Origin of the sequence: Paenibacillus litoralis, from assembly GCF_046244365.1 — a bacterium.
Classification (GTDB): Bacteria; Bacillota; Bacilli; order Paenibacillales; family NBRC-103111; genus Paenibacillus_V.
The window spans coordinates 4,041,917-4,054,368 of sequence record NZ_CP176395.1; the positions used below are offsets into that span (position 1 = coordinate 4,041,917).

Genomic DNA, 12,452 nt, shown 5'->3' on the forward strand with positions numbered 1-12,452 from the left:
AGGAAAGCTTTCAAGAGAGTCGGTAATGTAGGACTGGGCACGAATGCGGACACAATACGCAAGTGGAATTAGAATAAGGAAATCGGTTCCGGCCGAACGACTAAGGCGACGTTCCTCGGCTTATTCAGCTTCAGCGCATGATACATTCGGATGCGTCCGAATGGGTTCGCGGTATGCAGGATGATTTTTTTTGGGTATCTTTTGCTTTTCATCACGTACTGAACAATTTCAAACCCTGTCGGCCTACCGAAGCCCAGATCATAGTCGAGCGACAGAACGTTTACTTTATTTCGTTTGATTAGTTTAAGGCACTGCTTGACCGTTCTAGCCAATTTATATCCTTTAGGCCGCGGGCGTAAGTCGTCGAGGTAAACGTTGATCATGCTATCACTCCCTCCCTTGCGTGTTCTAGACTATGTAACCCCCAAGAAGGGGGGGTTAGATGAATGCTCTAGAGACGATAACCAGCAAGATGAAGAGCACGAGAATGACACCTACTGTAGTAAAACCGCCGCAGCCGGTAGAGACGGGAGAAACCGCAACTGGAGCGGCCGCTACAGGAGAAACGCCGCAGCCGCAACCTCCGCCATAACCTCCGCCATAACCTGCACCCAAATCATAACCCATAGAAAATAACCTCCTAATTGTTATTTTAATCAGAGACAATTGACTGTAAACCTAATGACCATTGTATGTTGCGGCAGGGGGGATGCTTAGACTCTTGCATAGGTTCGGAAAAAAATGTTGCCCCGATAACGTAGGGCGGAGCATAAATATGCCATAAGAAAACATGCGTCATGCACGGCTCTCGACTACCGAACATGTTCTTCCCGTTTCCGACATAAATATGAGGAATGAAGCGAAGAGGAAAATGGGGAGCGTTGCGCCATGCCTATTTATCCGCCGATCTTACAGCGCGGTGATACGATTGGTATCGTAACATTGGGAAGCCCGCTTAGCGCAGTCACTATCGATAATGGCATCGCCGTACTACGGAACATGGGGTTTAATGTTGTACTAGGGAAATACGTTTACTCGGTGGACGGTTTTCTTGCAGGAACGGACGAACAGAGAGCCTCGGATTTGATGAATATGTTTATCGACCCAACCGTTAACATGATTTTACCCTCTAGGGGAGGAGTCGGGGTAGCAGGCATTCTCCCTTATTTGGACTATAGCGTCATTTCGAGAAATCCCAAAATCCTTACGGGTTACAGCGACATTTCCGTGCTTATGAACGCGTTGTATCAGTTTTCGGATCTGGTCACGTTTTCCAGCTTGCTTCTTATCGATTTCACGTTATCGACGCCGGCGTATAACTACAATCAATTTTTTGAGGCGACTTCGACCTTCACCGCCCCTAGATTGATTCGTAACCCTCCGGGCATGCTGCTTGTCAGTAAAGTGCTGGGCAATGTGACGGGAACCCTTGTCGGCGGGAACCTCACCTCGATAACGGATACGCTTGGGACGCCTTTCGAGATCGATACCAACGGCAAAATCCTGTTTATTGAGGAGACGCATGAGCCTATCAATAAGGTGTATCGAATGATCAACCGGTTGAAGCTTGCCGGCAAATTTACCAATTGTATCGGAATCGTAACGGGAGAATGCACGGGTTGTCAGACGGCTTATGGGAAAACGTACCAAAATTTGATCGATGAGGTGCTGGTCCCGTTAGGGAAACCGCTGCTGACCAATTTGGCTTCCGCTCACGGATACTATAAGGCTGCCATCCCTATAGGCGCCCCCGTTAATCTGAATACGTACAATACGACGTTGACGGTGCTGGAGGCGTCCGTTAGCATGCCGCAAAATTGGCGGGGACCAGGGTTGTAGTTTTGCTTGCCTGACATACATCGATACATACCGGCTAGCCTTGCTGCCCATGGCGCAAGGTTTTTTCCTTTTGGCGTTTACACTGGCCCCAGAATGATTTGACGGTTGATATTGAGAATGATTATCATTTATACTAATAGAATATTTGAAACGTTCGTGTACCTATTTGGATGAGCTGCAAGAGATGTGCGGTTGAGAAGGGAATGGAGACAGGCTATGAAACTCAGAGACCAAATCATGCTGTGGGATCATGTTTTCATCAGGATGATGGATGTTCGTCATACGATTATGAATCAGGGGGAGGAATTACGCTCCTATCGTTTACCTGCCAGTGCATTCTTATATGTTGTACGCGGTCGCGCACAAGTGCGGTTGGATGGACATGCAAGCATAATGAATCGGTTTCATGTCCTGCATGGCGGTAAGGGGCTAAACTTGGATATCGCAGCCGAAGAACATTTGGAATACTACATGATTTTATATAAAGCCGTATTGCCGCTGCCATGCCGTCAGGAGATTCTGAAGATGATGGAGGAACATAAACCGTTTCACATGCAATATCTTTTTGCTCCGCAATACCCAATTTCCTTATATGAGAAAGTAGAACGCATGAACAGAGAGTGGCGGCAATCCGATAGCCTGGAGAAATTGCAAGTCAAAACATGGTTTTATCAATTTGTTTGCGAGATTCTGAGGCAATTGGAGCAGCATGGAGTCACGGTCATCAAGCCGGATCTCGCAGCGCAAGCCGTACGCTATATTCATGAGCATTATAAGGAGCCCCTTACACTCGAATCACTGGCAGAGATGCTGGAATGCAACTCCAGGCAGCTTCTGAGGATGTTCAAAGGCCGGATGCATACCAGCCCGATCGACTATTTGATTCAAGTTCGAATGAATAGAGCTAAGGACCGGCTGTTGAACACGGATTTTACATTAAAAGAAATTGCCGAGAGCGTAGGCTATTCGGACAGTTATTATTTCAGCCGTATCTTCAAAAAAGTGGAAGGGGTTTCTCCCACTGCTTTCAAAGAGCATGCCCATAAAATGGATGCGAGTCGAAATAATCCATCCCGGTTGTCGAGATATCCTATTGTTGCAAAAAAGCTTCGACGTTATATTAGTAATGATCATGAGAATCATTATCAATATAAGGGAGAGGGAGAACTACATATGTTTAGAAAGTCCAGGACAGCTATGGCAGCAACGCTATTATTTTGTTTTACATTATTGCTGAGCGCTTGCGCGAACGGTTCGAATCCATCAAATGAAGCAAACGGAGGGAAGGCGGTGTCCGGCAGTAATACGGCATCGTCCTCACCTTCACAGACCCGGCCGTCGGAAGTCGATGCGCCCCGAGTCATTAAACACGCAATGGGCGAAGAAACGCTCACCGGCACTCCGAAGCGGGTTGTCATTCTGACTAACGAAGGGACCGAAGCGCTGCTGGCACTGGGAATCAAACCGGTCGGCGCCGTAAAATCCTGGATTGGCGATCCTTGGTATACCCATATTAAAGACGATATGAAGGATGTTACGATTGTCGGTGATGAATTGCAGCCGAATATCGAGCTGATCGCCGGCCTGAAGCCGGATCTGATAATCGGCAATAAGGTCAGACAGGAAAAAATTTATGCGCAGCTGAAGCAGATCGCGCCAACGGTATATTCCGAGGATCTGGGCGGAGATTGGAAAAGCAATTTCAAGCTGTATATGGAAGCCGTCAACAAAAAAGCCAAAGGCGAAAAAGCGATGGAAGCATTCGATAAACGCGTTGCCGATGTTAAGGCGAAGCTTGGCGGAAAACCGGCTACCCGGGTATCGGTTGCCCGCTTCTCCGCTACGCAGGTGCGCATTTATCAGAAGCAAACTTTTTCCGGCGTACTCTTGAATCAATTGGGAATTGCCCGGCCCGCCTCGCAGGATAAGGACGGCAACATCGAAGTCATGTCCAAAGAAAGAATTCCCGAAATGGACGGGGACGTCATGTTCTACTTCGTCACGGAAGCCGCCGGCAAAACCGATGCGAGCAAAGTCGTCCAGGAATGGATGAACGATCCGCTATTCAAAAACTTGAACGTATCCAAAAACAACAAAGTAATCCAAGCGGATGAAGCGATCTGGAACTCGGCGGGAGGCATTGAAGCGGCTAATTTGCTGTTAGACGAACTTGTTGCTTATTTTGGAGTGAAGTAAGCGGTCATGGCGAATCGAGCCAAACGGCGTCTCCTCATGAGGAGCGTCGTTTTTGTTTTGCGGAAGGACAAGGATACACGACTTACAGCGTCTTTTGATGCCGTAAGTTTGCCGAGACGATGAACAATCAGCGGAGATATACTTTCTGTTGAAAAAAACACTCCTTGCGGAGTGTTTAATAGATCAGTCGCCTAGTCACTTCGATGCTGCTGCCGTATTTTTCTTTCAGGATGTCGAATTGATCTTTTACGATGCTGCATATGTCTTTGAGCCTTTGACTACTCGGGATAATGGTTTCTTTCACTTCGCCGTTCAGAATGACATCAAAAACAACCACGGAACGAACACTCCCTATCTTTTGGATAATGACATCTTAGTAAATGAATATGATGGGCGTGTTAATTCTAAAGCCTTTTTATGTGAAAATTTGATGGCGATAAAGCGAAATGAGGAATGTAACAGTTTCCTCGCCGTTTTGTAATCGAAACGTAATATGGCCTTGACACAAATCGACAGCATGTCCATGGCAGATCTCGTATACTGGAGATGCACTTAGGGAATCTAAGTGAAAAATGGAGGGATAAACATGGCAGATGTCGAAAAAGAAGTGTCGGCGGAAGAAGAGAACGTAGAAGAAACGGTAACAGAGGAAGTTGAAGAAAGCGGCGAAGAAGAAGTAGCGGCAAGCGAAGAAGTTACCGAGGACTCGTCCGAAGAAACTAGCGAAGAAGAAATGCAAGAAGCCGAAGAAGAAGAACCGACTGAATCCGATGAACATGCTTCTGAACCTACTGAGTAATATTCCTCCATTTCCTTCCTGCTAATATCAATAAAATTGCTCAAAAGTGCCTGTTCATCCATTGAGCAGGCACTTTACATGTTCTGCGTTAACGATAAAGCATAAAAACGGTTCTAACGGAAAGGCGGCAATAATAGATATTGGAAAATGGAAAGTCATTCTGGCGATTTGGTTCAAAGGGCGGTATACTAGTATTGTGCAAAGGTTTTCAGACAAAGATTTGACGAGGAACAATTACTATTTCTTCGGGAGTGATTAGTTATGAAGTTAAATCAACGTAACCTGGAGAGCTTCAAAACCGTGCATCGAGAATACAATCCTGAGAAAGTGTACGATTACCTCAATCGCGGATGGGTCCTGCTGAAGATCGACACGGAAGAAAATCCGCCGGAAAGACAGCAGCGTACCATTTTCACTTTTGGCTGGAACAAGGATCATGATGAAGGGCAAAAGTCGAAGAACCCGTACGAGGAATTGTATCAAAAGAGAAATTACTATTCGAAGAAGTATTTAGAATGATGTGACGTATACCTAAGAACATATGGATACCGCACGTCAGAACAAGTGAAGAAGGAAGAATAGCATGACCGATAGCCGTACTTTAGCGAAAGCATGACGATGCCCCAGCGTTTTTCGGGGCAACGTCGTGCTTTCATTCGTTTGCGGCGGGTTCAAGGAACCGCCCGACGAGGCGAACGGCTATTTTACCTTGATCTCGATTTTCGTTCCGTCAGGAAATTTCTCGAGCTGGTTGCTCACCCAGGAACCGGCTCCCCGGTTATCCGAGGGCGCTACATAGGCGATATCCGCTCCCTTGCCGCCCTCGGCGCACATGGCCATCGGATATTCGTCCCGGTCGTAGTTCGGTTTCGTAGGAATGCCTTTGAGCGATTCCTTTCTGTTCTCCTCGGCGCCCCCGCGGTCGATCGTGCAGATGCGCGATTCCCCGCGCTTGATTGCGGCTCGAATATGAGCGGCGGTTTCCGGAAACCGCTCCGAAGGGATAACGAGCGTGTAAGCGGCGGAATCGTTCTTACGATGCAAGAGGGAGTCGAATACGCCTTGGTTAAATAAATAAAAGGCAACGGCCAGAAGGAATAAGGCGACTACGATGAAATGTTTTTTCTTCACGTTCATATAATCCTTTGCCGGTTATTTGGTGCCAGGAGACGACATGGCGATCCGATTTCCCAATAGGCGAACGGATAATTGTATTATAGCAAGATAAGCAGGATGGCGTTCATGTAAATGAAGAAATAGGCAGCCTATTTATCGACATAATAAAGCACCCCGTTCCTATCATTGGACGTACCGAATGTTTTCCAATGGGAAGGAAGGAGGGTGCGCAACAAACAAATGCTATGTACTATAGCGAAAGACTTACTTGGTATCCCGGCTGGTTCTTAGGATGATTCTGATTCATGAACACGGAACGGTCGTTCTTCAGCATAATCACTTCAAAGAACGGAGTGAAGCGCTGTTCCGTAATGCCGAACCCTGTCAAAAACTTGGCGAACAATTCCTGTTCTTGCCGTTCGGGTTCTCCGTCAGCCAAGGACGAGTCTACCAGATTGATCAGGATGCAAATTTTCTGAGCGTCGGTCAGAATCGGTGCGGCTTCGCTAATTTTGTACAAGGGGACCGCGACTAGTCCCCTTGTGGTCTATATCCGCAACTTTCCTTACCTCTTAGAGCAAGCACAGGCCACGATGACCAACAGAATGAAAAGGACCAGAATCACTCCAGTGCTTGTAAATCCCCCACGACGTTCATCACGAAGTTCTTCACGGCGTTCAAAACGACGCTCATCACAACGTTCATCACGACGTTCTTCACGGCGATCAAAACGACGTTCATCACGACGTTCATCACGGCGATCAAAACGACGTTCAAAACGATTTTCTTCATTAGCAAATCTAACTTCACCCATCTAAGTTCCCTCCTTTTTAATTTCAGTATGATGAATCAATAGCCGAAACCACAAACGGAGCAGGAAATAATTACCAACAGAATGAACAATACCAAAATCGTGCCAGTCGATGTGAAAGCTCCACCAAAAGACATCTGAACCCCTCCTTAAACAGTATCTATCTGGTTAAATCTCCTACCGGGTCATCTCAACCAGAGGTCTGAAAACATAATATGGGACCGAATCCTTTTTGATTGGGTTAATAACGATAGTCTTTAATATTAGTGAATATGCTGATAAATCGATATAATGGAAATTTTGTGGATGGAGAAGCCGCTAGGAAAAACAAAAGGACTCTAATCGAGGAGTCCTTTATAATGACTTTAAATTAAGGCAATCGCCAGCAAATCGAAAAGCGCCAGCGACGTGATCGTATCATTAAACCCGGACCCATTGTAACCATTTCCATTGTAGCCATTGTAGCCATTGCCGTTGTAACCACATCCGCAGCCCTTTGTTTTTACCATTTTCTTGGTGGACGCTGTTTCAGCGCGAGGCGACGTGTCCAGATAAACGTATTGCGGATCGACATTGACGATAACGCCCTCATGTGTTTCGCCGCGAGTTGTATATACTGCAACTCGTTTGTTCAAGTAGCTGCGGCACACATGGTATTGTTCGGACATATTCCCACCTCCAGAATATGAACCCCCACAAACTTCAGCTGGTTGGGGATTTTTCATGGTTTGATAGCTTATTTCTAATGACCAATTACTATTATTTTATAATAAAGCGCAAGCAACGATAACTATCAAGATGAAGAGAGCCAAAATTGCTACTATGAAAGTTTCAGTAACCAATTCTGCAGACCGAGCAGGCGACAATCACCAATAAAATGAACAAAACAAGAATCGTGCCAGTGCTTGTAAATGCTCCGTGAACATGACGTTCTTCTCGACGTTCTTCTCGGCGTTCTTCGCGGCGGTCATCACAATTTGCAAGTAAAACTTCTCCCATTGCTAATTCACTCCTTTGATTTAGTAGCCGAAGCCACAAACAGAACAGGCAACAATTACCAACAAAATGAACAATACCAAAATAGTACCAGTCGATGTGAAAACATTACCCATAAAATAATCTCCTCCTTAATTTGTGTCCGTCTGGCAGTATGGCCTTACTGGTCGCCTCAACCATCGGTCTGAAACCATGATATGGAATTGAATTCTTTATGATTGGGTTAATGACGATGGTTTTTAATATTAGTTAATATGCTGATAGACTGATGTATTGTTACTTCATTCCAAAGGTCTCACTTACTGGCTTCGGCTAAGTGGGGGTTTTTTGCCTTTTTTTCAACTACTAAACTATTAAACAAGCACTACCTTACTCATAGTAATAGAATGAATCATTAAAACGAAAGGGGGGGGTTCGATGTTGGAACAAAGATTCCAAGACACAGCAGAGTGTAACTGTTTTGGCTTTGGGTTTGATTGCTTTGGATGTAGGGATCGGTCTAGACGTAGGGATCGTTCTGGATGTAGGGATCGTTCTGGACGTAGAGATCGTTCTGGACGTAGAGATCGGTCTGGACGTAGGGACCGTTCTGGACGAAGGGATCGGTCTAGACGCTTTGGCCGCAGGTGGCCGTAACTAACGTATCTTGAACCAAATCAAACAGAATCCCCACCGGCTTAGGCTAGTGGGGATTTTTGGTTTTACAGGTATGTTTTTCATGCGGTCGGTTATTATAAGCTACGTTGCACTTGAACATTCTGGAGAGTGAAGGACTATGACCATGATGACTAAACCTAAGCAGCCTAAAAAATGCGTTAGTTGTTGTGGGGGCACTGGGACGGGATAAAGCAATATTGCAGTAAATAGCCCCTTGTAGACGCCGTAAAATGCCATCTTATGCTGCGGCGTAACGCCCAGCTCGATTATACCAGCAGGCCGCAAACGTCCGTCCTGATATACGAGGTGGATTTTCTGGCGTGGATGGACTACGGCGTGCTCTCTCACAACCGCAAGATTGACGATGTGCTGTAAGTCTTGGGTTGAAAGCGGGAGTGCCGCGGCGAGCGAGGTTATTGATTATCGTGCAGCGAACGAAGACCACTCGGCAACGATCCTATCGAAGCATTGACTGCGATAAGGACGATTCGGGTGGTCTATTCGTATCGGCGATCGTTCCGTTTGTCATTTGCTGCCGCAGGGCAACACAAAACTCATAAAATACGATAATATATAGAAGGATACATAGCGAGTCCAGCAAATGACGGAAAGCGACGTGATCAGTTGAGCCTATCGGAAGTGATCGTGCCTGTATTTACCCATTTTATTCCGATACTCTTTTTTGTCTATATGGGAATGGATGTCCTGACGCGCAACCCGAAAAAAGTGGAGCATCGATTGGTCAGCCTTACTGCACTATGCTTTATGCTGCTATTCACGGAAGAATAGTGAGACACCAGCTCCCCATCGCGTACAGCCCGGGTCTTGCGGCCAAGTGGTTCAGCACTGCAGGAATTTTGATCCCTGGACTGGGCTTTCACTTATTCATCAAACTTTCTCAACTGGACAAGAAAATGCCGCGCTATATGTATCCCGCTATCTTTTATTTGCCGGTGATCATCATTCTCGTCAATCTTCTAACAAACGATAAAATGATTTCGGCGAACGAGTTCTATCAAGGCGGAATATGGAAACTTCCTGTTTATAACAAGCCGTATTACATTGCCATGATCGCCAGTATTGTGAATAATTTCTTATATTTGATTCCGCTTATGAAAGGCCGGGCAGCAGCAGGAACGACGGGACTTAAGGGGATTTACAATCAACTGATTTTTGGCGTCGTCATCTCCGCTTGCTGGTTTATCGTGTTCGGGTTGATTGATTTCGGAAGCAGCCTACCGCCTTACCCTTATTTATACGGCGGTGTCGTGTGGTGCTTCTTTCTGCGGCGCACGATGAAAAGATACGATTTCCTCAATTTCAAGGACAAGCGCTATGAGAAATTGTTCAACCTGAATCCGGCACCGATTCTGCTCGCAGATCTTCAAGGGAATATGAAGGAAGCTAATCCTAGCGCCAAGCAATTATTCGAATATTTTCGTCTCGATGATGCGGAATTTTACACCTTGCTAAGCGAAGACCTCAGAAACCGGATACGAAGTCGTGAAGAAATCCAGAATTGCGAGATGACGATTAGTAAAGAAAATAAGCGGTTGGACGTTCTGATCGACGGCGATTATGTGTGGGTAGACGATCAACAGCATATCCTTCTCATTTTGCGCGACATTACTATGCAGAAGGAAAATCAAAGAGAAGTTACGTTCTTGGCCTATCATGATCCGTTAACTCGTTTGCCTAACCGGAGATACTTCTACGAGAAGCTGGAAGCCGCCATCAAGGATGCCGATAAACATCGACAGAGGCTGGCTGTTGTTCTGATCGATCTCGATTATTTCAAAGAAATCAACGATAAATACGGACACCAGGCCGGCGATGAAGTTCTGCTGCTAGTAGCGAAACTTATTCGAGAAACGGTTGCCTCTCACGGAACGGCGGCAAGACTGGGCGGGGATGAATTTGTTTTCTTCGTTCATCCGGTCGCATCGGAACTATTTGTCCAAAAATTGATTCATAAGTTGCAGAGTGCCGTGGCGCAAAGCAAGCTGGAGGTCACGCAGGAAGCGATTTCGCTTGGACTAAGCGTAGGAGCAAGCTTCTTTCCCGAGAATGGGTCGGATGGAGATGCCCTGCTCAACAGTGCGGACAAGGCGATGTACATGGACAAGCGAAAAGGAAGAAAGGCTTACCAAATGCTGGCCGGTGAGACGTCGTCATAGAGTGAGGCGTCGGACGGTCTTTCAACATTGTAAAGTTTAAATAACAGCCTGTGAGTCGCTGCATGTAAGGAATGCCCTGCTGAGGGTGGTTTGAAATGCCGCCTTTTTTGGAATCCTGCTAGTATCCTGATTGACGTGTAGGAGCGGGAGCATGAATGAGGCGGTTATTGCAACCATAACGAAAGCCAAGAGCAGACAATCCCTTTATCATTTTACCAGAGCAAGAAATTTGCCGGTTATCGCTCATTTCGATGCTCTGCTGTCAAGTAATTGTACGAACCCCGCCTCTGCAGGCGAGCGCCGAACTAAGGCCATGCAAGTGAACTATGAGAATTATTCGATCACAATTAATGCTCATCTAAGGATTCCCGACAGGATGATCGATGCTGCCAGTTCACAGGAACAATTCAGGACTTGTCTGGATCGGCATGTATTTTTTTGGCCAACTCGAAAGGATTGCCGGAAAATGATGGACACGTATGCCCGAAGGGAACCGGACGAACGATTTGCCGTTCTGGAGTTCGATGCGCACTCCTTAATCATGGAGCATTATGCCGCCGTGAAGCTTTCCAAATACGACTCGGGGAGCGCGCCGCGGTTTCCGGCTAGCTGTTCTTACAAGAAGAGTCCGGAAATGTTTCTGCCGATTAGCAGCTTCAAGCGCATCATGAATAACACGGTGCCGACAGTTCCGTCCGAGATACGGGAGGTTCTCATTGAAGACCGGGTAATGAATGTGTCCAAGCATTTACGAGCGGTTTACGCCGGCGATTGCCAAACGATACCGGAGCGCTGGAAAGAACGGGCGAAGCCTCTGTCGGATATGGAGACGGAGGGCATATGATTTTGGATAATTCCTTTACAGGAATATTCTCTCCGTAGTACATTGAATTCGTGGAATAACAATGGATTCCACAGAACGCTTCTTCAAATAGTTAAGGAATGGAAGGAGTTACTGAGATGAGCCAAGAGGTCACTACGTTTATCGAAAGCCTAGACAAACCGTGGCAGATTGAAATTTGCAATCGTCTCCGCGGGATGGTTCATGAGATCATACCGGAAGGAACGGAACGCATTCAGTACAAGAAGCCGCATTTTCTGAAGAACGGGCATTATGCCGCAGTCATTTCCACTTCCAAGGATGCCGTTACGTTTATGATCATGAATGCGACCGGTCTTGAAGTGCCGAAAGGCTTTGATGGCCCGCCGGAACGAAAATGGCTCAAAATACGCGAAGGCGAATCGCCCGACTACGACACCCTGGCAACTCTTCTCGCACAGGCATCCAGTTCGCTCTAAACGAGACGAGACGGATCGGAAGGGGGAGTAAAATGAATACGACAACGTTGAGCGCCCTTGCCGAACCCAACCGATTGCAGATCGTCGAATTGCTTCGCGATGGTCCTCTTACCGTAGGGGAAATCGCCGACCGGCTCCACATTCGGCAGCCGCAAGTATCCAAACATTTGAAAGTGCTGAATGAAGCTCAAGTTGTAGAAGTGCGCCCCGATGCCAATCGCCGATTTTACAAACTGAGGCCGGAGCCGCTTCAGGAGCTGGACACTTGGCTGGAGACGTTTCGCGGTTTATGGGAGGATAGGTTGGACCGATTAGACGCTTATTTGAAGGAAATACAGGCAAAAGGGGATACCACGTAAATTCCTTTAGAAAACAAAGCATCCGGAGAGTTTTCTTCGAGATGCTTTTTGTTGTTTGATAGGAGCGCCGAAATGGAAAAGAGGAATGGAACGAATGTTAGGGTGGTTGCAAAAATTCCACAAATGTTATATTTTGGTTTTGATGAAGAAAATGAAGCTCGGCATGCACATGTTGCCTAAAAAATGTAATAATAATACTGGGC

Annotated in this window: 19 protein-coding genes and 1 pseudogene; 11 read left to right on the forward strand and 9 right to left on the reverse strand. The window is 46.5% G+C overall.

Going from position 1 to position 12,452, the window contains the following annotated elements; all coding sequences use genetic code 11:
• Nucleotides 1-68: 68 nt before the first annotated feature.
• Nucleotides 69-383 carry a cyclic-phosphate processing receiver domain-containing protein gene (locus ACKGJP_RS16525; RefSeq protein WP_409346714.1) on the reverse strand — a complete coding sequence of 105 codons (315 nt, stop codon included), beginning with the start codon at nucleotides 381-383 and terminating at the stop codon, nucleotides 69-71.
• A gap of 55 nt (nucleotides 384-438) precedes the next feature.
• The gene (locus ACKGJP_RS16530; RefSeq protein ID WP_409346715.1) at nucleotides 439-627 is read right to left on the reverse strand and encodes a sporulation protein YjcZ; all 189 of its coding nucleotides are present in this window, start codon (nucleotides 625-627) and stop codon (nucleotides 439-441) included.
• A gap of 261 nt (nucleotides 628-888) precedes the next feature.
• Here ACKGJP_RS16530 and ACKGJP_RS16535 point away from each other — a divergent pair, with 261 nt between their 5' ends.
• From ACKGJP_RS16535 to ACKGJP_RS16545, 3 genes and pseudogenes are all read left to right on the forward strand, one after another.
• Complete coding sequence (locus ACKGJP_RS16535) at nucleotides 889-1,839, forward strand: LD-carboxypeptidase (protein WP_409346716.1); 951 nt, start codon at nucleotides 889-891, stop codon at nucleotides 1,837-1,839.
• Between the two features lie 855 nt (nucleotides 1,840-2,694).
• Nucleotides 2,695-2,820 (forward strand): annotated as a pseudogene (locus ACKGJP_RS16540) (helix-turn-helix domain-containing protein); the annotation flags it as partial.
• Nucleotides 2,821-3,129: 309 nt separating this feature from the next.
• Complete coding sequence (locus ACKGJP_RS16545) at nucleotides 3,130-4,035, forward strand: ABC transporter substrate-binding protein (RefSeq protein WP_409347181.1); 906 nt, start codon at nucleotides 3,130-3,132, stop codon at nucleotides 4,033-4,035.
• Nucleotides 4,036-4,210: 175 nt separating this feature from the next.
• Here ACKGJP_RS16545 and ACKGJP_RS16550 read toward each other — a convergent pair whose 3' ends face one another.
• The gene (locus tag ACKGJP_RS16550) at nucleotides 4,211-4,372 is read right to left on the reverse strand and encodes a mechanosensitive ion channel protein MscL (RefSeq protein WP_409346717.1); all 162 of its coding nucleotides are present in this window, start codon (nucleotides 4,370-4,372) and stop codon (nucleotides 4,211-4,213) included.
• Nucleotides 4,373-4,621: 249 nt separating this feature from the next.
• Here ACKGJP_RS16550 and ACKGJP_RS16555 point away from each other — a divergent pair, with 249 nt between their 5' ends.
• Together ACKGJP_RS16555 and ACKGJP_RS16560 are read left to right on the forward strand one after the other, a co-directional pair.
• Entirely contained in the window at nucleotides 4,622-4,834 is a 213-nt protein-coding gene (locus ACKGJP_RS16555; protein ID WP_409346718.1) for a hypothetical protein, read from the forward strand.
• A gap of 261 nt (nucleotides 4,835-5,095) precedes the next feature.
• The gene (locus ACKGJP_RS16560) at nucleotides 5,096-5,353 is read left to right on the forward strand and encodes a hypothetical protein (RefSeq protein ID WP_409346719.1); all 258 of its coding nucleotides are present in this window, start codon (nucleotides 5,096-5,098) and stop codon (nucleotides 5,351-5,353) included.
• Between the two features lie 180 nt (nucleotides 5,354-5,533).
• Here ACKGJP_RS16560 and ACKGJP_RS16565 read toward each other — a convergent pair whose 3' ends face one another.
• The 6 genes from ACKGJP_RS16565 to ACKGJP_RS16590 all read right to left on the reverse strand — a co-directional run bounded on the left by ACKGJP_RS16565 (nucleotide 5,534) and on the right by ACKGJP_RS16590 (nucleotide 7,760).
• The gene (locus ACKGJP_RS16565; RefSeq protein WP_409346720.1) at nucleotides 5,534-5,965 is read right to left on the reverse strand and encodes a DNA-entry nuclease; all 432 of its coding nucleotides are present in this window, start codon (nucleotides 5,963-5,965) and stop codon (nucleotides 5,534-5,536) included.
• 235 nt (nucleotides 5,966-6,200) lie between these two features.
• Entirely contained in the window at nucleotides 6,201-6,470 is a 270-nt protein-coding gene (locus ACKGJP_RS16570) for a hypothetical protein (protein WP_409346721.1), read from the reverse strand.
• A 45-nt stretch (nucleotides 6,471-6,515) separates the two neighbouring features.
• On the reverse strand, nucleotides 6,516-6,764 hold the full coding sequence (locus ACKGJP_RS16575; RefSeq protein WP_409347362.1) for a hypothetical protein: 249 nt from the start codon (nucleotides 6,762-6,764) through the stop codon (nucleotides 6,516-6,518).
• Nucleotides 6,765-6,799: 35 nt separating this feature from the next.
• Nucleotides 6,800-6,898: a YjcZ family sporulation protein gene (locus ACKGJP_RS16580; protein WP_409346722.1), complete on the reverse strand. Its 99-nt coding sequence runs from the start codon at nucleotides 6,896-6,898 to the stop codon at nucleotides 6,800-6,802.
• Nucleotides 6,899-7,126: 228 nt separating this feature from the next.
• On the reverse strand, nucleotides 7,127-7,429 hold the full coding sequence (locus tag ACKGJP_RS16585) for a hypothetical protein (protein ID WP_409346723.1): 303 nt from the start codon (nucleotides 7,427-7,429) through the stop codon (nucleotides 7,127-7,129).
• A 163-nt stretch (nucleotides 7,430-7,592) separates the two neighbouring features.
• Nucleotides 7,593-7,760 (reverse strand): hypothetical protein, encoded by a 168-nt coding sequence (locus tag ACKGJP_RS16590; protein ID WP_409346724.1) that lies wholly within the window; start codon nucleotides 7,758-7,760, stop codon nucleotides 7,593-7,595.
• A 457-nt stretch (nucleotides 7,761-8,217) separates the two neighbouring features.
• On the opposite strand from ACKGJP_RS16590, the gene ACKGJP_RS16595 reads away from it, so the two are divergent.
• From ACKGJP_RS16595 to ACKGJP_RS16620, 6 genes are all read left to right on the forward strand, one after another.
• The gene (locus tag ACKGJP_RS16595) at nucleotides 8,218-8,397 is read left to right on the forward strand and encodes a hypothetical protein (protein ID WP_409346725.1); all 180 of its coding nucleotides are present in this window, start codon (nucleotides 8,218-8,220) and stop codon (nucleotides 8,395-8,397) included.
• A gap of 257 nt (nucleotides 8,398-8,654) precedes the next feature.
• Nucleotides 8,655-8,789, forward strand: a complete 135-nt coding sequence (locus ACKGJP_RS16600; RefSeq protein ID WP_409346726.1) for a hypothetical protein — start codon at nucleotides 8,655-8,657, stop codon at nucleotides 8,787-8,789.
• A gap of 413 nt (nucleotides 8,790-9,202) precedes the next feature.
• Nucleotides 9,203-10,591 carry a GGDEF domain-containing protein gene (locus ACKGJP_RS16605; RefSeq protein WP_409346727.1) on the forward strand — a complete coding sequence of 463 codons (1,389 nt, stop codon included), beginning with the start codon at nucleotides 9,203-9,205 and terminating at the stop codon, nucleotides 10,589-10,591.
• A gap of 151 nt (nucleotides 10,592-10,742) precedes the next feature.
• Nucleotides 10,743-11,435, forward strand: coding sequence for a DUF7002 family protein (locus ACKGJP_RS16610; RefSeq protein WP_409346728.1), 693 nt, complete (start codon nucleotides 10,743-10,745; stop codon nucleotides 11,433-11,435).
• Between the two features lie 116 nt (nucleotides 11,436-11,551).
• Nucleotides 11,552-11,890: a DUF1801 domain-containing protein gene (locus tag ACKGJP_RS16615; RefSeq protein WP_409346729.1), complete on the forward strand. Its 339-nt coding sequence runs from the start codon at nucleotides 11,552-11,554 to the stop codon at nucleotides 11,888-11,890.
• A gap of 32 nt (nucleotides 11,891-11,922) precedes the next feature.
• Nucleotides 11,923-12,249 (forward strand): ArsR/SmtB family transcription factor, encoded by a 327-nt coding sequence (locus ACKGJP_RS16620; protein WP_409346730.1) that lies wholly within the window; start codon nucleotides 11,923-11,925, stop codon nucleotides 12,247-12,249.
• The last annotated feature ends 203 nt before the right edge of the window (nucleotides 12,250-12,452 follow it).